This is a genomic window from Rouxiella badensis, from assembly GCF_002093665.1.
Taxonomy (GTDB): Bacteria; Pseudomonadota; Gammaproteobacteria; order Enterobacterales; family Enterobacteriaceae; genus Rouxiella; species Rouxiella badensis.
Window position 1 is genome coordinate 50,847 of sequence record NZ_MRWE01000023.1, and the last position, 20,082, is coordinate 70,928.

Annotated in this window: 17 protein-coding genes and 2 pseudogenes; 6 read left to right on the forward strand and 13 right to left on the reverse strand. The window is 51.2% G+C overall.

Annotation, left to right across the window (positions count from 1 at the left end):
* Position 1 precedes the first annotated feature (1 nt).
* Positions 2-337 (reverse strand): annotated as a pseudogene (locus BS640_RS14230) (NUDIX hydrolase); the annotation flags it as partial.
* Between BS640_RS14230 and BS640_RS14235 the strand changes: the two are divergent.
* Both BS640_RS14235 and BS640_RS14240 read left to right on the forward strand, forming a co-directional pair.
* A pseudogene (locus BS640_RS14235) lies at positions 330-950 on the forward strand (DeoR/GlpR family DNA-binding transcription regulator); the annotation flags it as partial. The pseudogenes BS640_RS14230 and BS640_RS14235 overlap by 8 nt on opposite strands.
* 272 nt (positions 951-1,222) lie before the next feature.
* On the forward strand, positions 1,223-2,602 hold the full coding sequence (locus tag BS640_RS14240; RefSeq protein WP_026110522.1) for an MFS transporter: 1,380 nt from the start codon (positions 1,223-1,225) through the stop codon (positions 2,600-2,602).
* On the opposite strand, the gene BS640_RS14245 is transcribed toward BS640_RS14240, so the two are convergent.
* The 4 genes from BS640_RS14245 to BS640_RS14260 all read right to left on the reverse strand — a co-directional run bounded on the left by BS640_RS14245 (position 2,599) and on the right by BS640_RS14260 (position 5,520).
* Positions 2,599-3,135: a GNAT family N-acetyltransferase gene (locus BS640_RS14245; protein ID WP_017491817.1), complete on the reverse strand. Its 537-nt coding sequence runs from the start codon at positions 3,133-3,135 to the stop codon at positions 2,599-2,601. The genes BS640_RS14240 and BS640_RS14245 overlap by 4 nt on opposite strands.
* A gap of 42 nt (positions 3,136-3,177) precedes the next feature.
* Positions 3,178-3,675 (reverse strand): GNAT family N-acetyltransferase, encoded by a 498-nt coding sequence (locus BS640_RS14250; RefSeq protein ID WP_026110523.1) that lies wholly within the window; start codon positions 3,673-3,675, stop codon positions 3,178-3,180.
* A 219-nt stretch (positions 3,676-3,894) separates the two neighbouring features.
* Positions 3,895-4,509, reverse strand: coding sequence for an ATP-dependent Clp protease proteolytic subunit (locus BS640_RS14255; protein WP_017491819.1), 615 nt, complete (start codon positions 4,507-4,509; stop codon positions 3,895-3,897).
* A gap of 99 nt (positions 4,510-4,608) precedes the next feature.
* Positions 4,609-5,520, reverse strand: coding sequence for an AraC family transcriptional regulator (locus tag BS640_RS14260; RefSeq protein ID WP_026110524.1), 912 nt, complete (start codon positions 5,518-5,520; stop codon positions 4,609-4,611).
* 147 nt (positions 5,521-5,667) lie between these two features.
* Between BS640_RS14260 and BS640_RS14265 the strand changes: the two genes are divergently transcribed.
* The 3 genes from BS640_RS14265 to BS640_RS14275 all read left to right on the forward strand — a co-directional run bounded on the left by BS640_RS14265 (position 5,668) and on the right by BS640_RS14275 (position 7,945).
* On the forward strand, positions 5,668-6,501 hold the full coding sequence (locus tag BS640_RS14265; protein WP_017491821.1) for an oxidoreductase: 834 nt from the start codon (positions 5,668-5,670) through the stop codon (positions 6,499-6,501).
* A gap of 581 nt (positions 6,502-7,082) precedes the next feature.
* Complete coding sequence (locus BS640_RS14270) at positions 7,083-7,328, forward strand: hypothetical protein (protein ID WP_017491822.1); 246 nt, start codon at positions 7,083-7,085, stop codon at positions 7,326-7,328.
* A gap of 287 nt (positions 7,329-7,615) precedes the next feature.
* Positions 7,616-7,945, forward strand: a complete 330-nt coding sequence (locus BS640_RS14275; protein WP_017491823.1) for a HigA family addiction module antitoxin — start codon at positions 7,616-7,618, stop codon at positions 7,943-7,945.
* Between the two features lie 106 nt (positions 7,946-8,051).
* Here the strand turns inward: BS640_RS14275 and BS640_RS14280 are convergent, their stop codons facing one another.
* Together BS640_RS14280 and BS640_RS14285 are read right to left on the reverse strand one after the other, a co-directional pair.
* On the reverse strand, positions 8,052-8,372 hold the full coding sequence (locus BS640_RS14280) for a cupin domain-containing protein (protein ID WP_017491824.1): 321 nt from the start codon (positions 8,370-8,372) through the stop codon (positions 8,052-8,054).
* 3 nt (positions 8,373-8,375) lie between these two features.
* Complete coding sequence (locus BS640_RS14285) at positions 8,376-9,557, reverse strand: oligogalacturonate lyase family protein (protein ID WP_084912797.1); 1,182 nt, start codon at positions 9,555-9,557, stop codon at positions 8,376-8,378.
* 510 nt (positions 9,558-10,067) lie between these two features.
* On the opposite strand from BS640_RS14285, the gene BS640_RS14290 reads away from it, so the two are divergent.
* Complete coding sequence (locus tag BS640_RS14290) at positions 10,068-11,645, forward strand: MFS transporter (RefSeq protein ID WP_084912798.1); 1,578 nt, start codon at positions 10,068-10,070, stop codon at positions 11,643-11,645.
* Between the two features lie 22 nt (positions 11,646-11,667).
* Here the strand turns inward: BS640_RS14290 and BS640_RS14295 are convergent, their stop codons facing one another.
* The 6 genes from BS640_RS14295 to BS640_RS14320 form a co-directional block, all read right to left on the reverse strand.
* A complete protein-coding gene (locus BS640_RS14295) occupies positions 11,668-12,846 on the reverse strand; it encodes an arabinose transporter (protein ID WP_017492821.1) in 1,179 nt (392 codons plus the stop codon).
* Positions 12,847-12,989: 143 nt separating this feature from the next.
* Positions 12,990-13,754, reverse strand: coding sequence for an SDR family oxidoreductase (locus BS640_RS14300; RefSeq protein ID WP_206600934.1), 765 nt, complete (start codon positions 13,752-13,754; stop codon positions 12,990-12,992).
* A gap of 216 nt (positions 13,755-13,970) precedes the next feature.
* On the reverse strand, positions 13,971-14,870 hold the full coding sequence (locus BS640_RS14305) for a LysR family transcriptional regulator (RefSeq protein WP_017492819.1): 900 nt from the start codon (positions 14,868-14,870) through the stop codon (positions 13,971-13,973).
* 50 nt (positions 14,871-14,920) lie between these two features.
* Entirely contained in the window at positions 14,921-15,616 is a 696-nt protein-coding gene (locus BS640_RS14310; protein ID WP_017492818.1) for a carboxymuconolactone decarboxylase family protein, read from the reverse strand.
* An 837-nt stretch (positions 15,617-16,453) separates the two neighbouring features.
* Entirely contained in the window at positions 16,454-18,571 is a 2,118-nt protein-coding gene (locus BS640_RS14315) for a TonB-dependent siderophore receptor (protein WP_026110660.1), read from the reverse strand.
* A 242-nt stretch (positions 18,572-18,813) separates the two neighbouring features.
* The gene (locus BS640_RS14320; protein WP_084912799.1) at positions 18,814-20,049 is read right to left on the reverse strand and encodes an MFS transporter; all 1,236 of its coding nucleotides are present in this window, start codon (positions 20,047-20,049) and stop codon (positions 18,814-18,816) included.
* Positions 20,050-20,082 lie beyond the last annotated feature (33 nt).

Genomic DNA, 20,082 nt, shown 5'->3' on the forward strand with positions numbered 1-20,082 from the left:
ATCAGTCAATAATGGCATTCAACGCCAGATGCTGAAGCAGCATAATTGTTTTGGCATCAATAATTTCATTTGTCTTAATGGCGTGCATCGCCTTCTCGAACGGCCACTCCAGCACTTCAATATCCTCGCCTTCATCGATCAGGCCTCCGCCGTCGCCGCGAAGGTCGTGGTCAGAGTACTCAGCGATAAAGAAGAACAATTTTTCGGTCACCGACCCGGGGCTCATATAGGCTTCGAATACCTTTTCGACATGGGTTATCTGAAAGCCAGTTTCTTCTTCGGCTTCTGCGATAACGCGAGCCTCAGGCGAGCTGTCGTCCAAAAGTCCGGCCGCTGAAGGATTATTGCAAAGGGTACACGGTGGCGCGTTACCCGTTTCAGAAGCAATCGCGCCTTTTGAAGAAAGAAAAAGCGTACGCATCAGCTCAAAACGGCTCATCGCGCAGAAAGCGGCGAGCCTGATTCAGCGGGGGCAGGTGGTTATCATTGACGGGGGCACGACAACCGGCGAGATGCTGACCTTTTTGCCCAGGGATCTGCCCTTCACCGTCGTGACCCATAGCCCCAGTATTGCGGTAGGTCTGATAGATTATCCGCTGATTGACGTCATCCTCATCGGAGGCCGGCTCTTTAAACACTCCATGGTGACAGTCGGTGCCTCGATGATGGATGCCATTAGCCGTATTAATGCGGATATTTTCTTTATGGGGGTTACCGGCGTGCATAAAAGCGCGGGATTCACCACCGGCGACTATGAGGAAGCCTGCGTTAAAAAGGCCCTGTCGGACAGAGCTGCCGAAACGGTGGTGATGGTGTCGGCCGAGAAACTGAATTCAGCCTCGGCGTTCAAGATTGGCGATTTATCTCTGGCCAGCACGCTCATCGTTGACGGAGAGTTGGACACTGAAATTAGCGAGGCTTTGCGCAGTCGGCAAATCGCGGTGATATAATACGGCACGGCCCTCGGTAATAACGTAAAGTTTCGCGAGGGTGCTAAATTAAATAAATGGCAAAGCTATTTCAGTAATTAGCTAACCCTTTTGTTTGACAGCTTTAATTAATAAAGCCCGCACGCTAAATGATAATTATCATTCGGTGCACACGTTAAATCATTGTTAATTTGTATTGTGGTTGTTATAACTATTGCTCGATTTTAATTCCTCACTTATTGGTTTATAGCTGATATTTGAAATTGTATAAGCAATAATTTGATATAACCCTCATGACAAAAATGATTAATGATGGACTGCCGTTGCCGCAGCGCTATGGTGCCATTTTGACTCTGGCGCTCGGCATCACCGTACCAGTATTGGACAGCACGTTGGCAAACGTCGCACTCCCGACCATTGCCCGTGACTTTCACGCCAGTGCGGCGGCCTCTATCTGGATAGTCAATGCATATCAGTTAGCGATAACCATCTCGCTGCTTTCTCTGGCTTCGCTTGGGGAAATATTTGGCTATAAGCGTATTTATCAGCTCGGGCTATTTGTCTTTAGTTTTACCTCGCTCGCCTGCGCCCTGTCAGATTCTCTTATCACGCTGACGCTTGCCCGCATATTACAGGGGTTTGGCGCGGCGGCTATTCTCAGTGTGAATATGGCAATGATTCGCATTGTTTATCCTAAGCGTCTCTTAGGGCGAGGCATTGCCACGGGTGCGGTGATTGTCGCGGTTTCGGCCTCAGCGGGCCCGACCGTAGCGGGACTTATTCTCTCTGTCGCCTCATGGCCGTGGCTTTACGCGATTAACCTGCCGATTGGCCTGATTGCACTGTTTATGGGGTTCAAATTCTTGCCAGAAAATCCGCTCAAGCATTCTGGCAGACGGTTTGATTTTATTAGTAGCCTGATGAATGCGTTGACCTTTGGGCTCTTTATTAGCGCTATCAGCGGATATGCCCAAGGTATGAACCATCGGATTATTATTGTTGAAGTCGTCGCGTTAATTATCATTGGCTGGTTCTTTATTCGCCGTGAACGGCTGCGTCCTCTGCCGCTGTTGCCAGTAGATCTGCTGCGTATTCCCATCTTTACCTTATCGCTTTGTACTTCCATGTGCTCTTTTGCGGCCTATACCCTCGCATTTGTTTCCTTGCCATTCTTTTTCCAGAATTCACTTGGCCTTGACACCCGTTCCACCGGGTTTTTACTGACCTTCTGGCCATTGTCAACGATGCTGATAGCGCCCTTATCAGGGCGTCTGGTCGGGCGTTATCATGCCGGGGTGCTGGGAGGCGTGGGGCTGATCGTTTTTTCATTAGGGTTATTTTCGCTGGCGCTGTTACCCAATGCGCCTTCGCATCTGAACATTATCTGGCGGATGATTTTGTGTGGCGCAGGGTTTGGGCTGTTCCAGTCTCCCAATAACCATACCATTGTAGCTTCTGCACCCAGCAACCGCAGCGGTGGCGCAAGCGGACTTTTGGGCACCGCGCGCGTGCTGGGGCAAACTACCGGGGCGGCGCTGGTGGCCCTGATGTTTAATCTGTTTCAGAATCACGGCACCGATGCTTCGCTGATGCTGGCAGGCACGCTTGCCGTGGGTGCGGCACTCATCAGCCTGACGCGAGTAATGCAAAAAACGACGCCGATAAATGCCTAGACCGGACGCTCAAACCATTGGTCTGAGGTTATCGTAAATACCAGGCTCGCCGGAGCGTCTTTTACGTCGGTGACTTTGCCTGAACGGCGTAAACCGGATTTCTCCAACACGTTCAGTGAGTCGAGATGATTTTCTCTGACGGCGGCCGAGATTTTCTTTAGTTTTAACTCTTCGAAACCAAAGCGCGTCAGGCGCAGACTTGCTTCGGTTGCAAATCCTTGCCCCCACGCTTCTGTTGCAAAACGATATCCCAGATTATTGACGGTCTCACCGTCAAACTCGCGTACGCTGAGGCCGGCGAAGCCAATAATCCTGTGCGGATTCAGGCGTGTTGCAATCGCCATTTGGCCAAAGCCATCGCGTGCCCATTGTGCAATCCATCTTTCCAGTACTGCCTGGGTGTAGGTGAGGCTGGGATAGGGACCGGCAGGATTAAAGGTATTCGTGGCGGGATCGCCGTAAATTCTGTAAAGATCCTCGACGTCAGAATGACGCACCGGTCGAAACGTCAGGCGTGCAGATTCTAAATGCAAAGCGTACTCCATCCTCAGGGGGGTTAATGATTAATATTATATCTATGATGATTTTTCGAGGATTTTTTTCATGAAGACAATGTTGTGCCCGGTGCCGATATCGACCTCATGAATGGATTCAAACCCGCGTCTTTCATACATTTGCTTTAACCAGGGATGGGTAACGGCAGTTCCGAGTGAGACGGCGGGGGCTTTGAGTTTATCGATTAAAATATTCTGCTCGACCCATTCCTGAATTTCTCGGCCCCAACGGCGATCCTTGTAATTCGGGTGCGCGCCAAACCAACCGAAATGCGGCACGCCAAATGGGCCTGGGATAGGGCCCCAGGGGTAACGGATAGTAACCGAAGCCCTCATCACGCCTTCTGAGAACACCGCATAAACCCCATGTTCGGCAATATGCTGTGTGACTTTTTCCAGCGTAGCGGTAGCCGCATCGAAGGGAATGCCTAATGCATAAATAGGCTTATAGGCTGCCAGCATCAAGGTGAGATATTCTTCTCGGTCGCCAGCATGCAACTGTCTAAAAACAATCGTCATCGTTTATCAAATATCAGTACCAGGCAACATTACCCAATATTGGTATATCCCCACCGGGACTCTTTACAAAATATTAATAATGACTTTTCTTAGCCACTGAATGGATAAACCCGTAACAAATTTCTGAGTTGCCTTAAAACCGTCAGTTAAAAAGGAGCAAAGGGTTTAACCACAAAGCGAATTGAGCCGCCGCTTTGTGGTTATTGCGCCGCGAACCCGTTATTTCAGGTTTAAATCTTTATAGCTGGTGACGACTCTGCCAACGATGCCGTAGTCGATAGCCTCCTGCGGGCTCATCCAGTAGTTACGGTCGGTATCCCTTTTAACTTTCTCTACCGGTTGCCCGGTGGCATCGGCAATCAGGTTATTGACGCGATCCAGCATCTTGAGGATCTCTTTAGCTTCGATTTCAATGTCGGTTGCCTGTCCACGCACGCCGCCCAGCGGCTGGTGGATCATAAAACGTGTATTAGGCAACGCATAGCGATGACTTTTGCTGGCGGCCAGAAAAATGGTTATCCCGGCGCTCGCGACCCAGCCGGTGCCAATAATATGCACCTCAGGCTTAATGAATTTTATGATGTCATGAATGGTATCGGCCGCTTCGACGTGGCCGCCTTGGCTATTGAGGTATATTTTTATCGGCGCATCACTGATTCCCTCAAGTAACAGCAGCTGCGACACCACTTTTTCGGTAAGCGTCTGATTAATTTCACCTGAAATAATGATTGAGCGTGAGTCCAGCAATTTTTGCTGAATGAGAGAAGCTGAACCCAGTGATTCTGGCTCCTGATTCTCTTTATCTTCTTTTTGATTATGCGTGGATAAATACATGCTTAACGGCTCCTGTCCTCTGACATAAAATTAAAGACTAGTTGAGATATCAGAAGGGTGCCGTTAAAAGATAGGCATCAATAGCGCTTCTCTCGGTGACTAATGAGACGAGACAAACTCAGAGGCGGAATGTGCAGGAGGAACGGCAAAATTTTCACGCATGCGTTTTGTCTCTTCCGCTGGCGGTAACCCAAATAAGCGTTTGAACTCTCTGTTGAACTGCGAGGCGCTTTCATAGCCTACCGACTGGCTGGCGACGGCCGCGGTGACGCCTTGCCTGACCATCATTAATCGGGCCTGATGCAGGCGAGTACATTTAACGTATTGCATCGGTGAGGTGCGGGTTATCGCTTTGAAATGGCTGTGAAAGGTCGGCACGCTCATCCCAGCTTCCAGAGCAAGCTGATTGAGGTCAAGATGCGACGCATAGGTAGCATGAATATGTCTTAACGCCTTGCCAATCTTTCCAAACTGCCCCTGCATTGCCAGCGCAGAACGCATGGCCTTTCCCTGAGCGCCGCACAGAATGCGGTAATAAAGTTCTCTCACCAGATTCGGGCCGAGAATGGCCGCATCGATGGGAGTGCTCATTGCTTCGAGGAAATGAAGTACTGATTTTCTTAGGGCCGCATCCATTGGGCTGGACATCATACTTTCGGGAGCCGTCGTTGGCTGTGGCGCGCCAAAGGTTTCTATCTGAATTAACAGTTCTGCGGCGAGCTGAAAGTCGAGATGCAAATATATCGCCAGCAGGGGGCATTCTGGTGATGCATCGGTTTCCATCACAAAAGGGACTGGCACCGAGACGGCGAGATAATGCTGCGCGTCGTAAAGGTAGGTTTTGTCACCGAAATAGCCCCTTTTCGACCCCTGACACACAATAACGATGCCCGGATCGTAAAGGACCGGCGTCTGTGCCAGCGGCCGGTTCGAGCGCAGGAAACGCACGCAGGGAAGGGCGCAAAGGTTGTAGCCTTCGTTGGGCGCCAGGGCCAGAAGCCGGCAGACCATCTTCTGTTGGTCTGCGCCCTTGGGGGTATTAATGTTATCCATTGCGCCTGCCTCATAGTTTTAGGCAATAAATAGAGAGTATCTGGTCTAAAAATATCCCATTCAAGAGAATATTATGCAGTCATCTCATCATGAACGGGAGTATTTATGTCTTCATCCAAAATTATTTTTATTACCGGCGTGAGCAGCGGCTTCGGACGGGCGTTAGCACAGGAGGCAATCAATCACGGTCACCGGGTTGTGGGAACCGTACGCAGCGCAGAGGCAAAAGCATCTTTTGAAGCGCTTGCTCCTGCAAGTGCCTTTGCCCGTCTGCTGGATGTCACTGACTTTACGGCAATTGATGGCGTGATTGCCGAGGTTGAAGCCGCAGTCGGTCCGATAGACGTATTGGTTAACAATGCGGGCTATGGGCATGAGGGAGTGATGGAGGAGTCGTCGCTCGACGAGATGAAACGTCAGTTTGACGTTAATGTCTTCGGCGCAGTGGCGATGATAAAAGCGCTGCTTCCCCTTATGCGCCAGCGGCGTGGTGGGCATATTCTCAATATCACCTCGATGGGCGGATTCATTACCCTCCCCGGTATTGCCTATTATTGTGGCAGCAAGTTTGCGCTCGAAGGGATTTCAGAGACCCTGAGTCAAGAGTTGCAACCTTTTGGCATTGCGGTAACGGCCGTCGCGCCGGGATCGTTTCGCACCGATTGGGCGGGGCGCTCAATGGTGAGAAGTCCGAGAGCCATCGCCGACTATGACCCCTTATTTAATCCTCTTCGCCAGGCGCGGGAAGCGAAAAATGGCAAGCAGCTCGGGGATCCTGTTAAAGCCGCGCAGGCCATGCTGGCGGTCATTGAGAGTGATTCGCCGCCGACTCATTTATTGTTGGGCAGCGACGCGCTGGGCCTGGTACGTAATAAGCTGGCAGTATTGAGCGCGGAAATCGATGCCTGGGAGCACCTGACGCGTTCCACTGACGGTTAATGATAAAAAGGATTTTCTATAACTATCAGGCTAATTATATTTGTGCTTATATTTATCCTTATATCTATACAGCGGTGTTGCCGCTGTATCACTTTATGAACAAACAATCATCGAAACAGTCATTCAATAAGTTAAAGACAGTATGACTTTGTGCAACTAATACCCTCGAATTCTGTGTTTTCCCACCAAGATAAAGAAATTCTCCTCGATAAAGAATTAGATTTTTGATGATTTACTCAGGTCTGATAATTAGGTTGGATGCGATTTTTAGCGTCCTGCATCGACTTTGTTTAAGTTCTGTTTGCCTTTTCATTCAATCATTTGAGCGAGTTTTTATGTGTCTGTATTGTTGATATCCATATTATATATATAGCCGTAACCCTCCGATGAGTGCTCTGAGTTTGGAGAATGTCGTTTGACTGGCTAAGAAAAAAGTTTATATTGAAAATAATCTGCTCCTATTTTTATGTGTGACGTCCAACGTAACTTTGGATGCGTGAAATAATATTTTTCCGGCAGATTTTTATTACATTTAGGATTTTTCTTATGCAAATTTTCACAGGATCATTTCGGAGGATGTCATGAGTGAGATTGACGATGACCCCGCGTACCGGGGGGCTTGCCAGATGATTGGAGAAATGGCACTGGCTTTAGCCGTTGAAGGGGTTGTACAGAATAAACTGGAAATGCTGAGTAGATTTCGAGCGAAATTGCGTCACAGCCACCGATGGCCACATTCTTATCGGGCCTCCCTTAAATTGGCGATTAAATTGCTTGAATATCCGGATTATGAAATGGAGGGCATCTGCGGGAATGTTCTAAAATAATAAGAGTTTGGAAGGAGTCGATTTTTTTAATTATGGTTGAGTATAACGTTAAGAATCCATTAAATAACGGGCTTTCATAATTAAAGATAAGTTAAATTGTAGGTTTTTTGTGTGTTATTTGTATTTATTATGCAATGAACTAATTCGGAATTTATATTTTGCCACTTTTATTTAAAAAGACAAACGATCTGTAGAAAAGTATTAATCAACGGAAAGCAGAAAGTGGCGGTGCTTCGTAAATAGTTCATCAATTGCACCAGAGAAATAAGAATTAATGGAGGATACGTATGTACCCCTTTGAACCCCCACATCCAGGCGAAATAATTGCTGCAGCCATGGCCGAACTCAATATCGGCGTTCGTCAGCTTGCGACAGCAATGGAAGTTTCGCCTTCCGCTGTCTCACGTTTGCTCTCTAGAAAAAGAGACGTTTCGCCAGAACTTGCCCTCAGACTTTCCCGAGTATTAGGAAGCTCTGCCGAGACCTGGTTAAAAATGCAGATCTATTTCAATCTGCATGAAGCGGCTAAAAATGTTGATGTCTCTCGCCTCGAGCCGGTGAAAGCCAGATCGTACGACGAGATTAAAAGGCCCTTTGGACCGCGAGCGCTACAGTAAAGAATAAAGGATAGACTCTGTATTCTCTATCGACAGACACTCTATCAACGGACATGAGTCGCGTCATGTCTCGGTCCAGCGTTTCGCCGCGGGGCAGGGGAATGAACTAAAGAAAATCCTGCCTTTGCGGTGTGAATGTGTCCAGCAGAACGCCTTTTTCCAGGCAGACACAGCCATGCATGATATACGGCTTCTTATACAGCGTATCACCCGCTTTCACGTCGTGTGTTTCATCACCGATAGTGAACCTGAAACGTCCCGACAGCACGTAGGTCAGCTGTTCATGAACGTGATTATGCATCGGGCCGACTGCGCCTTGTTCAAAAGACACTTCAACCGCCATCATCGAACCGCCGTGCGCCAGCACACGGCGACTAACGCCTTCGCCTAAATCCTGCAGGGGAACATCTTGTTTGAAAATAAACACGGGTTAGTCCTTACGTAATGAGCTGAGCAGGTTTGCGGGTATTTCCGCCAGATAGAGCGCCGGAAGGCCTTCCACATCGCTGGTGTACAGCACGTGGCTGTCATCAGGAGAGAACGAAGGGTGCGGATGTGTTACCTGGCGGTCTCCGTCCAGCACGCGCCATGAGCTGTTATGCGCCGCCAAAGGCGCGTATTTGCGGGTCTGCGCATCGAAAATGTACAACCAGGGATCGTTTTCGATGGTATGGCTGGCGGTGTCTTTTACGTCTACCGGCGTGCCAGAACCGTCTCCCACCAACAGCGTGCCGTGGTGATTGCTCATTAAGTGGGAACAGGCAGGCATGGTCATCAGGTTACTGTCTTCACCCGTTTGCGGATCAAAACGACGGACATGGCGATCGTGTTGACCTTTCAGGTAGGACACATAGATGAGCGCAGAACCGTCCGGTACCCAAAATTCATGAGTGCAGCTTTCGCCTGCGGCATGCTCCTTCACCTTACGAACATGGCTGCCGTCTTCATTGACCAGCCACATGCGTGCATCAACCAGGTCATGCGGCCCTTCGTGACAAAATGCGACGGTATTATCGTCGAAGGGGCGATAGATAGGATGACCGAGCCACTGATTTTTTTCGTGAATAACACGGGATTCGCCACTGAGTAAATCAATGCAAAGCAGGCGGCAGCGTGGAGCGCTGTGATAAAACGACTGAAATATTTTCCAGTCAGAGAGCGGAGTCCAGTCCTCGCGACGAATCTCGATACCGACCAAACGGGTACATTCGCTGTTGGCAACCCAGGTGCCGTAACCGACCCAATTCTCAGACACCTGATAAATGAATTTTTCAGTGAGAGAGTCTAGCGATACGCGCTGAAGGGTGCGTTCGTTTTTAACGTAATAAAGGTATTTATCATCGGGAGAAAGGAATCCACCAAAGGTGTTGTCGCCTTTGCCCTCGGTCAACTGTATCGCCTGCTGTGTTTCCAAATCGAGCAGGTAATAGTTTCTGTTCCCCTCGAACTCTCCGGCGAAAAGCAGCTTTCTGCCGTCACGGGTGAAACATTTTTGGTAAAAATAATTACGGTGACACAGCACATCGGGTGGCGTTAAACGTGTTACATGCGCCCCAGTCACTTCATCCTGATAGGTTTGGAAATTGAACTGAATCTGCGTACCTTTTGCCATGACTTCCTCCCGGACAACAGGCTATCTAGCCGTACATCGGCTTCAATCCATTAATTGAAACACCATTTCATTAAAATAAAAACAAATTCCCATCGTTATAGGCGAAACCGCAGCGGATTCTGTTAAAAATGTCGATCCGCTCACAAAACCCGACCTTAAGAGCTTTCTACAGGACGAAGGGTTAACGGCTACTGACGTTCTGAGTCACTCTGGCGAGCTTCTCGAGGGGCAATTTTTTACTCGGAATTTTGATTAATTTACTGTTTTAAAAGGGGATGACCTCAAAATTCATAAAGTGACTCTGTTCAGGCATAGAGGATTTATTCAGGCACGCAGATTTAATGGTTAAGAATGCTACACATATCTCAAAACGGTGTGAACGCTGGCCACCCGTCGCGTTAAGTTTGAGCTAACTCACATTTATTCCTCTGCTCTGAAGATATAAAACTCAGCATTCAAAAAAATGAAACGTCGGTTCATTTTTACAATCTCTCTCGTGGCGGATATCTCATGAATGCAGAAAAACCGATTTTATTCAGGCATCAGTTAGCGTACGGCGGTGGGAACCTCTTGGGCAGCGGGGCATTGGCAATTGCGGGTGTCTGGCTACTTTATTTCTATACCACCTTCTGCGGCCTGACCTTGTTAGAGGCTTCGGCCATCTTTTCAATTGCCAGCATTATTGATGCGCTCAGCAATCCTTTAATGGGCTATCTTTCGGATAATTTTGGGAAAACGCGCCTTGGTAAGCGCTTCGGTCGCCGCCGTTTCTTCATCCTGCTCGGCGTTCCCCTCATGATGTTTTATCCGCTACTGTGGGTTGAGGGCTTCGGTTTCTGGTACTACTTGTCTACCTATGTGATGTTCGAGCTGATTTATACCTCTGTGATGGTGCCGTATGAGACACTCGCGACCGAAATGACCACCGACTTTTCTGCGCGGTCCAGGCTGACCGGCTATAAGGCCATTTTTGGTAAAATCGCCAACTTCCTGGCGGCGCTGATCCCCGGCCAATTCATTTTGATCTACGGTAAAGAATCCGCTGCACCGTTCTTTTTCACCGCACTGGCCTACGGCGTCATCCTGTGTATTGCTATCGGTGCGCTTTACCTCTCCTCCTGGGAGCGTCCGGCGGAAGAAACAACCCCCACCGAGGTGAAGAAAATGACCTTGGGAAAAACCCTGATCGCGCTGGTCAGGGATATGAAATCTATTTTTCATCTGCGCGTTTTTCGCAAGCATCTGGGCATGTACCTGTGCGGTTTCGGCGCAGAATGGCTGTTTGCTTCGTTGTTTACCTACTTTATCATTTTCGTATTGCGCTATGACCCAACGATGGTCGCTGGACTGAGTAGCCTAAACTCTCTGTTACAGCTGTTTTCAACGGCCATTTTTATCAGTATCTGCGTTAAGAAGGGATTCAGTAAGCCGTACATTTTGGCGCTGGGGATCGTGGTGTTCTCCGTGGTTTGTTACAGTCTGCTGCATTTCCTGCCTCTGCCCCAGCAGTATGCGACGGCGGCAATGTTAAGCATCACCGTGGTATTCGGTATCGGCACCGGCGGTGTGTACTATATTCCCTGGACGGTCTATACCTTCCTGCCCGATATCGATGAAGCCTTTACCGGGCGACGCCGTGAGGGAGTCTACGCGGGGGCGATGACTTTCGCCGGCAAGCTGATGCGTTCGATGATTGTGTTCGCGATGGGCGCGATTCTGAGCTTCTACGGATTTCAGTCCAAGGCACATACCCAGCCGGAAAGCGCCGTGACAGCAATCGCCGTGGTGTTCTGCGTCGGTGTAATAGCATTGGCGCTGATGGCGATGGTCTTTAGCATGCAAATGAAGTTAAACCGAAAAACGCATCTGATCGTGCTAGGTGAAGTGGCGCGCATCAAGGCGGGAGGCAAGATAGGGCATATCCCCTCTGACGTGCGCGCGGTTATGGAAGAGCTGATCGGCTATCCGTATGAGCAGTGCTGGGGCAACAGCCACGTGTGCCGTAAAATATTCGATACCCCCGCCATTGAGGTTGAGGATATCGTGGCAGAGGCAAAACCGATAACCCGCACTCCTCAGCATCCTTGAGTTTTTAGGTTAACCCCCTTGGCTAACGACGCCGGGAGACCGCCGCAACGGGTATCGCGAAGAGGGCGACGGTCATACTCCACAGATAAACGCTGCCAATTGCGCCAGCGGGCGCCGCCAGCCCTAACAATGGGCTGGCCAGGCCAATCGCAAAGTCGGGAAATGCAGAGTAGGTAGCCATTGCCATGCCCTTATTGCTCATGCCGATACGGCGCACCGCCTCTGCTCCAAAGGCCGGATAAACCATCGCCCAACCAGCGCCGGTGAGGGCGGCACCCCATGCTGCAAGCCACGGTGAGGGGGCCATCCACATCAGACCCTGGCCAACGGCCGTAATCGCTGAAAACCCCACCCCAACGCGAAAACTGCCCAGCCTGTCGATAAGGGTGCCGCCGGTCAGGCGAGCGACGATGAGTGCAACGGCAAACGCACTGACCGGCAGCCATCCCATTCCCCAGCCTTTCTGCGCATACAGCAGCACCGAGAATGACAGCAGCGCGGCGTAGCCGACGCCGTTGAGCGCCGCGCCGAGACCGGGCAACCATACCGACTTCAGCGTCTCGCCGATGCGCCCTTGACTTGCGAACGGGTCGACGTGGTCTTTCAGCACGCTGACCGTGGCTATCGCCGCGAAGGGCAGAGTTATCGTTGCTACCGCAATCGATAAAAAGCCCGCGCGTGAGTAAACAAAGGTGCCTAGCGGTGCGCCAAGCGCAAAGGCGGCAAACATTGCCGTGCCTACCCAGGCAATCACGCGGCCAGCCTGTTTTTCCCCCGCTAACGCCAACCCGAGCGTCATGCCGCCGGTGATGATAAAACTTTCAGCGCCGCCGATAATGGCTCGCCCAGTCAGGATGAGTGTTATCGACATCAGCGGCAGATGCTGAAACCACAGTGAAAGCAGATAAAATCCGCCTCCCACCACGGCCATGAACAGGCCACGCAGGATAGCTTTTTTCCCGCCTTGTGCATCGGCATAGCGCCCTGCGACAAAGCGTGAGGCCAGCGATGCCGCAAACTGGAAGCCGGTGACCAGACCCACGGTGAAGTTGCCGAACCCGAGCGTGCTGTGCACATAACGGGGAAGCACGGGCAGCGCAATGCCGATAATCAGGAAACCGGCAAACACGACGGTCATCAGCGTCAGCAAAATTCGCAGGGATCCTTGATGTTCATGGTGTTGTACCGACTCAAACTGCATCGTTTTCTCTCTTTTAACGCTTTAGCGTCGGGTAGCGCGAAGGCAATGACGTAATCGCCGTCAGCGTTCCACAAGGCGGGAGTTGGCAGGGAATGCCAATCGGCGCGCAGACCTATTCCTCTGTGCCGAAAATATGGCGATAATTAACGAACGGTATATCCGCCATCGACCGGCAGCGCGTGGCCAATAATAAAGCTCGATGCAGGGCTGCAAAGCCACAGTACGGCATTGGCAATTTCTTCGGCACGGCCAAGGCGGCGCATTGGTACCTCTTTCATCAGCTCTGCCATGGCTTCAGGCTGGGTTTCGAGCATGCCTGACACCATCGGCGTCTCAATAATGCCCGGGCAAACCGCATTAATTCGGATGCCTTTATGCGCATATTCGAGACCGGCACTTTTGGTCAGGCCGACAACGCCGTGTTTAGAGGCGTGGTAAATACCGCGCTCAGCAATCCCTACCAGGCCGCCCAGTGAGGAGTTGTTGACGATTGCGCCGCTGCCCTGTTTACGCATCTGAATAAGCTCATACTTCATGCAGTTCCAGATACCCCGCAGGTTGACGTCCATGACGAAGTCGTAATCTTTGGGACTGGCATCTGCGGTCTCGGCCACCGGGCTCTGCACCCCGGCATTGTTAAAAGCAAAATCGAGGCGGCCAAAGGTTGCCACCGTGTGCTCGACCATGGCTTTCACTTCTTCGAGGTCAGCCACGTTGCACTGAATGCCGATGGCATTATATCCGTCGGCATTGAGTTTTTCGGCAGCGTCGACGGCGGCCTGACCGTTAATATCGGCGAGGGCAACACGGGTTCCCGCTGCGGCAAATGCCGTTGCCGCAGCCAAACCCATTCCTGATGCTGCGCCTGTCACCAGGGCAACCTGATTATTAAAATCTAATTTCATCATTTATTCCTTACCATCGTGTCAGCAACCGCAAAGGATTAATGATCCACGGATTGCTTATTGAGTTTGATAATTAAAGGTGAATATAGCCGTTGATCCTAATAAATATTAGGAGGTATTAATGAATGGAATTATTCATTCTGCTCATGAATGCGAGGGGAATTTACCGAGGAAATACCGGCATAATAAATTCCTCATCAGAATTCTTTTATTTAATTTCTAGTCGCGTTGATAGCGCAGAGCATCAATCACGATTCTCATCGCCTTTGAAGCCTGGCGTCGGCTCGAATAAAATATATGTAATCCCTCACAGTAAGGCGTCCAGTCTTCCATGATAAGCGCCAGCTTTCCCTGTTTAATCGAGTCTTCGACCAAATCCTCAGGAACCTGTGCGATGCCGTAACCGTCAACGGCGGCTTCCACCACCTGCATGACGGTATTGAAGATGACTTGCCCATCGACGCGGGCTCTCACCTCTTTACCGTCCCGCTTGAATTCCCACACGTAGAATCCACCGTGGCTCGGTAGCCGGAGATTAATACAGCGGTGTTTTGCCAGCTGATAGGGTGTTTCGGGAATGCCGTTATCGCGCAGATAGTCGGGTGACGCGACGGCCACAAAACGGATATCGGGGCCGATGCGCACCGAGATCATTCCGTTGGTCACCTGCTCACCGAGCCGTACCCCCGCGTCGTAACGGTTAGCCACGATATCAGTCAGACCATAATCATTGATCATCTCAACGTTGATTTCAGGGTAGTCCTTCAGCACTCTGGACAACTTCGGCCATAGCACGGTCTGGATAGAGTAGTCGGTGGCCGAAATCCTGATGGTTCCGGCAGGCTTGTCCAACGCATCGCCGATAGAGGCAATTTCACTGCTGATTTCTTCAAAGCGTGGGGCCAGATTATCCAGCAACCGCTGACCGACCTCGGTCGGCGATACGCTGCGGGTTGTTCTGGTCAGCAACCTGACACCCAAGCTGGTTTCGAGACCACGGATAGTATGACTCAGAGCCGATTGAGAAACGCCGAGCTGTGCGGCGGCGCGCGTGAAGCTCTTTTCCCGAGCGACCGTGACAAAAGCAACATAGTCGTTCAGGTTATCGCGTGATTTCATGTATTTCCTCAATGGGTGCCATACTGTGGTCTTCTAGCTTAATTATAGGCTTAGACGTTTCGCGACTCAAAAACCTGCTTAAACACCGGTAATGCAGAGAATACGTTCGGCCAACCGGCGTAGAAGGCGAGTTGCGTCAGCGCTTCGCCTGCCTGTGACTGGGTGAGCCCGTTGTCCATCGCCTTGTTAAGGTGGAAAGTGATTTGCGCGACCTGGCCGTTGGCGACCAGTGCACTGACGGTAACCAGACTGCGATCGCGCGGCGCTAGGTCAGGACGCAGCCAGAGATCGTTGAACACGGCATCGGTAGTAAACTGCACCACGCCCGGTGAAACGGCGGCGAAGTTGCTGCTTACGTGCTGTGCGCGCTGGTCTTCAGCTTGCTGATTAAGCGGCAGAGGGGTTATGTCGCGGCCCGGTAAACTGCTGATATCAATGCCTCTTTGCCTAAAGACTTGCTCTGCGGCCAGGTCAGCGGCGGTCGCATTACCCCATCCGGAATAGAAAGCCAGATGCGTGATGATTTCCGCAATCTCTGCCGGTTTGACACCGTTGTCCAAAGCCAGACTGATTTGGTGCGCGTGTTCCGCACCATGATGACGGGACACCACCACGGCCAGGGTGACAATGCTTCTGTCGCGCGGTGAAAGCTCGCTTCGAGTCCAAAGATTTTTCGCCAAGGTATTTTCGCTATACATCGCCAGCGCGGGTAGGGTTGGCGCGGTAGTCGCCGTTGTGTTTTCCATGATACGTCCCTTCGTAATAAACCTGAGCCCTAATATTACCTGTCGAATTTAATAATATTAATGCATCAGTATTGAATAGACTTATGTGTAAATTTCATTAATAGCGATGTAAAGGTTAGCGCTTTCTATCAATCAGGGCGAATTGCGCATCGGGATAGCGTTCACCGGTTATTTTATTGCGTCAATTCCTCAGGGGTGAATGTTACGGCAGCAGCGCCAAGATTTTCTTTCAGCCTGCTTGTACGGCGGTGAGCGGAGTCACTGCGCGAGCCCGTCTGATGGTCTCACCGGCCGCCTTGGACAGCCCCCAGTCCTACCGCTGAGACCTCAAGACCCTGCTGGCCAAGCTTTCTTTTTTGCACCACAGTAACTCCTTGGTTTTCATTTAGCGTCATTCCACCGGATTTATGAACTCATAAATGGCGAAATAAATTAAATGAGAAATCATTCTTTGGTTTGAATTATAAATTTTAATCATGAATGTATAATTTAAGCATAACGGCCACCGGAACTTCGTTAAGATTCTTTGTTTAGTGCATGAGTTTGCGATTAATAAAGATTTATTGTTTTTATTTATGACGGTTATTAATGTTTACGCAGAGTGGGGAGGTATTCTGGATTATTGAATTTCAGTCGGGATACTGCATAAATTAACGCTATAAAGCGTCATCCTGGTTTTGCAAACGTCCTGACATTGCCGTTTCGGCGGATATGCGCGGGCACGCCATTATTCCCCGAGCGCCGATGGCGAGTTTCCCCACCCGAATTTTTGCCGCCGTTTATTAAGCAAAAAAGGGGCATTACGCCCCTTTATTATCGGCTTGCTATCACTTGCTATCAGAAGTCGTAACCGACCGTTGCTACGACGCTGCGCTCAGCACCCCAGTAGCAGTAGCCGGTGCCGTAGCAGCCAGCAACGTATTTACGGTTGGTCAGGTTATTGACGTTAACCTGTAGCGAGAGGCCTTTCAGGCTGTTGTTCCAGGCACCGAGATCGGCACGCAGAGAGGCGTCCAGCAGGGTCACCGGAGCTACACGCAGGGTGTTCTCGTTGTCCGCCCACTGTTTGCCTATGTAACGCACCCCCGCACCCCCGCTCATGCCGTAGTCAAACTGATATTTCGCCCAGGCTGAGGCCATAGAGTTTGGCGTGACGTAAGGCGTGTGGCCGTCGTTGCCGTCTACGGAATCCTTGTAGCGAACGTGGTTCAGCGTATAGCTGGCAATGGTGCTCAGGCGTGAGGTCAGCTGATTGTGCGCTTCGAGCTCAATGCCCTGAGAATGCACTTTGCCAGCTGGAACATAGTACGAGCCGACGATGACGCGGTTGCCGACATCATTTTGCGTCAGGTCATACAGCGCCACGGAGTAGAGGTCAGAAGTGCCAACCGGCTGGTATTTAATCCCAGTCTCATACTGCTCGGAGGTGGTTGGCTTCAGCAGGTTGCCGTCTTCACCGGAAAGAGACTGCGGCGTGATGGCTTGGCTGTAGCTGATATAGGGCGAAATACCGCTATCGAACGCGTAGAGCAGTGACGCACGGGTGCTCACGTGATCGTCCTGACGACGATATTTGGTGCCGTAATCGTAGTTGTCGGTCTGGGAGACGATGCGATCGTAGCGACCAGACAGGTCGAGGTGCCATTTTTTCCACAGCATCTCATCCTGTAGATAAACGCCGGTCTGGCTGTAGCTGCGTCGTGAATTATAGAAGGTGTAAGACGGATTAGTCCCCACGGCTTGGCCGGTCACGACATTCAGCTGGCTGGCGGAGCCGCTGGCATCGCTCAGGCTGTTTCTGTACTGGTGATATTCAGCGCCGAGTATGACGGTGTGGCTGACTTCACCTGTGGCAAAGTCTGCTTCCAGCTGGTTGTCGATGGCATAGGCGTTCAGTGAAGAACGTGAGCCGGAATAATAGCGGTTCAACAGGTCTGGGTTCGAGGTATCCCAACCAATCTGATAAACCTGGTCGAGGTCGACGTCAGAGTGTGAATAGTTAGCGTTGGAGCGGAATGCCCAGGTGTCGTTGAAGCGGTGAGAGAACTCAACGCTGTACATCTGTTCTCTGCGCTTGAACTGATCCAGCGCGCTGTCACCGTCATAAAAACCACTGCTCAATGTACGACCGTTGTGTTCGGTTACGCTGCCTTCGCCCGGCACGGAGCTGTGGTAGCCGCCGGACGGGTCTTTCTGCAGATAGGCACGGAACAACAGGGAAGTGTCTTCATCAGGCTGCCACAGCAGGGAAGGGGAGATAGCGTATCGCTCTTCGCGAGTGTGGTCGTACTGAGTCTTGCTGTCGTGGGTCATACCGGTCAGGCGGAACGCCCACTGATCGTTAATCGCATTGGTGTAATCAAATGCGGCGCCGCTGGTGCTGTTATTACCGGAAGAGAGGCGGAAATGGCCTTCCTGGGTAAACTGCGGACGCTTGGAGGTTTCCATCACCAATCCGCCCGGCACGGACTGGCCGTAAGGTGCGGAGGATGGACCTTTGATGACGTCGATACGCTCAAGGAACCACGGATCGACCTGGAGTGCGTTGTAGCTGCCCGCATCGGTCATCAGACGCAGGCCGTCGAGGAAGATATTGTCTACGTCGCCGCCGTGGAAGCCGCGCAGGGCGACGGTGTCGTAACGCGTTGCCGCACCCGCGAAGTTGGTGAAGGCACCGGCGGTGTAGTTCAACGCCTGGTTAACGTCCATCGCACCCTGGTCTTCAATTTGCTGACGCGTCACGACGGAAATTGACTGTGCGGTGGTCACGAGAGGACGGTCGGTTTTAGTGGCCCCTTTTGAGGTTGTTGCCGTATAGCCGATAGTTGGCGAGGTCGCCGTATCGACGGGCTGAGCGGTAACAACCATTGTATCCGCGGCGTACGTCATACCTGGTAAAGAAAGTGCGACAGAACAAAGCAGAACAGAACGCTTTAAGCTAAAAGGCATTCTCATTATCAATTCCCTTAGAAAATTAGATTAATTGTTGCCGCTCGCCTATATAGGGCACAAAGGAATGCGATGCGGTGATATAAAGATAAGAGTAATCTTAATGAGAATTATTAGCTTTTCTATTGAGCATTTCAACTGTTGATTTTACTTATCTTTTTAATTAATGGTTTTTAACTATTAAACGGCTGATGACCAGGAAGCGCCCGATAGCCTGTATCAGGCGCTTTGGAGAGTTTTATGAAAGATTACTCTTGAACGGCAAGCGTGCTACGGCGTTTATTTTCGCTTAAAAAGGCGCGGACCAGACAGAACCACAGCACCCCGCAGAGAAGATTAATCAGGCTGAAGCGCAGGCTGCCACCGCTAAAGTACGCGGCTTTGGCGGCCTCTATTCCCAACGCAAATACCACGATAGTGACCATCCCCAGCATCGCTGCCACGCGGCCTTTTCCCACACGGCTGGAAAAGAGCGTCAGGCGGTAAAGTCCGGCGTTGATCAGCCCGGTACCAAAGCCGTAAACGCTCAGTCCGGCGGTGAGCCACAGGTAGCTGTGGGCGTTGATGGCGCTGCTGATTGCCGCAATAAACAGGCCGATGAGGATAGGCCAGGCACCGAGCCGCAGCGGTTGCTCGATAGGCAGACGGGTCGCAAGACGGCCCAGCGTCAGGTTACCGGCTATCATGGCGATGAATACCGGCAACTGTAAAAGCGCATAATCCATCCTGCTAAGCCCTTCGTCGTGAATGAGAATAACCGGTGACAGGGCCACCCAGGCGAGACAGGGAACGGTCGCCAAACCAATAGCCAGCGAGCCGCTCATCACCTGACGGTCTTTTAAAAGGGCGTAGTAACCTTTGGCGAGCGAGGGGATAGACAGCGAAGTCGAACGGTCACCCGAGGTTTCGGGCATCGACCGCCACAGACCAACCAGCGCCACGGCCGTGATGCCGCCAAAGACCCAGAACATGGTGCGCCAGTCGCTGAAAGAGAGAAAGGCGGCACCGGCCAATGGCCCTGCAAGCGGAGCCAGCAGCGCCACATTGGCCATCAGTGACATAATCTTCACGCTGAGCGATTCGTCAAAGGCTTCCTGAATCGCGGCATAACCCACCGCGCCGATAAAGCACAGGCTTACCCCCTGTAGAAAGCGCAGCGCAACGAACTGCTCAATGCTTTGCACCCAGTGTGTCGCCATGCAGGTCAGCATGAAAAATGCGACGCCCGAGAGCATGACCGGACGGCGTCCTAGCTTGTCAGAAAGCGGACCGAGCAGCCATTGCAGCATGATACCGCCAATCAGATAGGCCGTCAGTGACGCTGAAACCCATTCTGGTCCAACGTGAAACTCGTGGGTAACCAGCAGCATGCCGGGCTGAATCATGTCGTGCGCGATATAGGTGGCAAACTCGAACAGCACCAGCGACAGCGGGAAAATCAGGTGTCTGCGAGTCAGGCGCGACGCGGGTACAAAAAGGGCCATCAGAGATCCTTCCCCTTATTAAATGATAAAAAC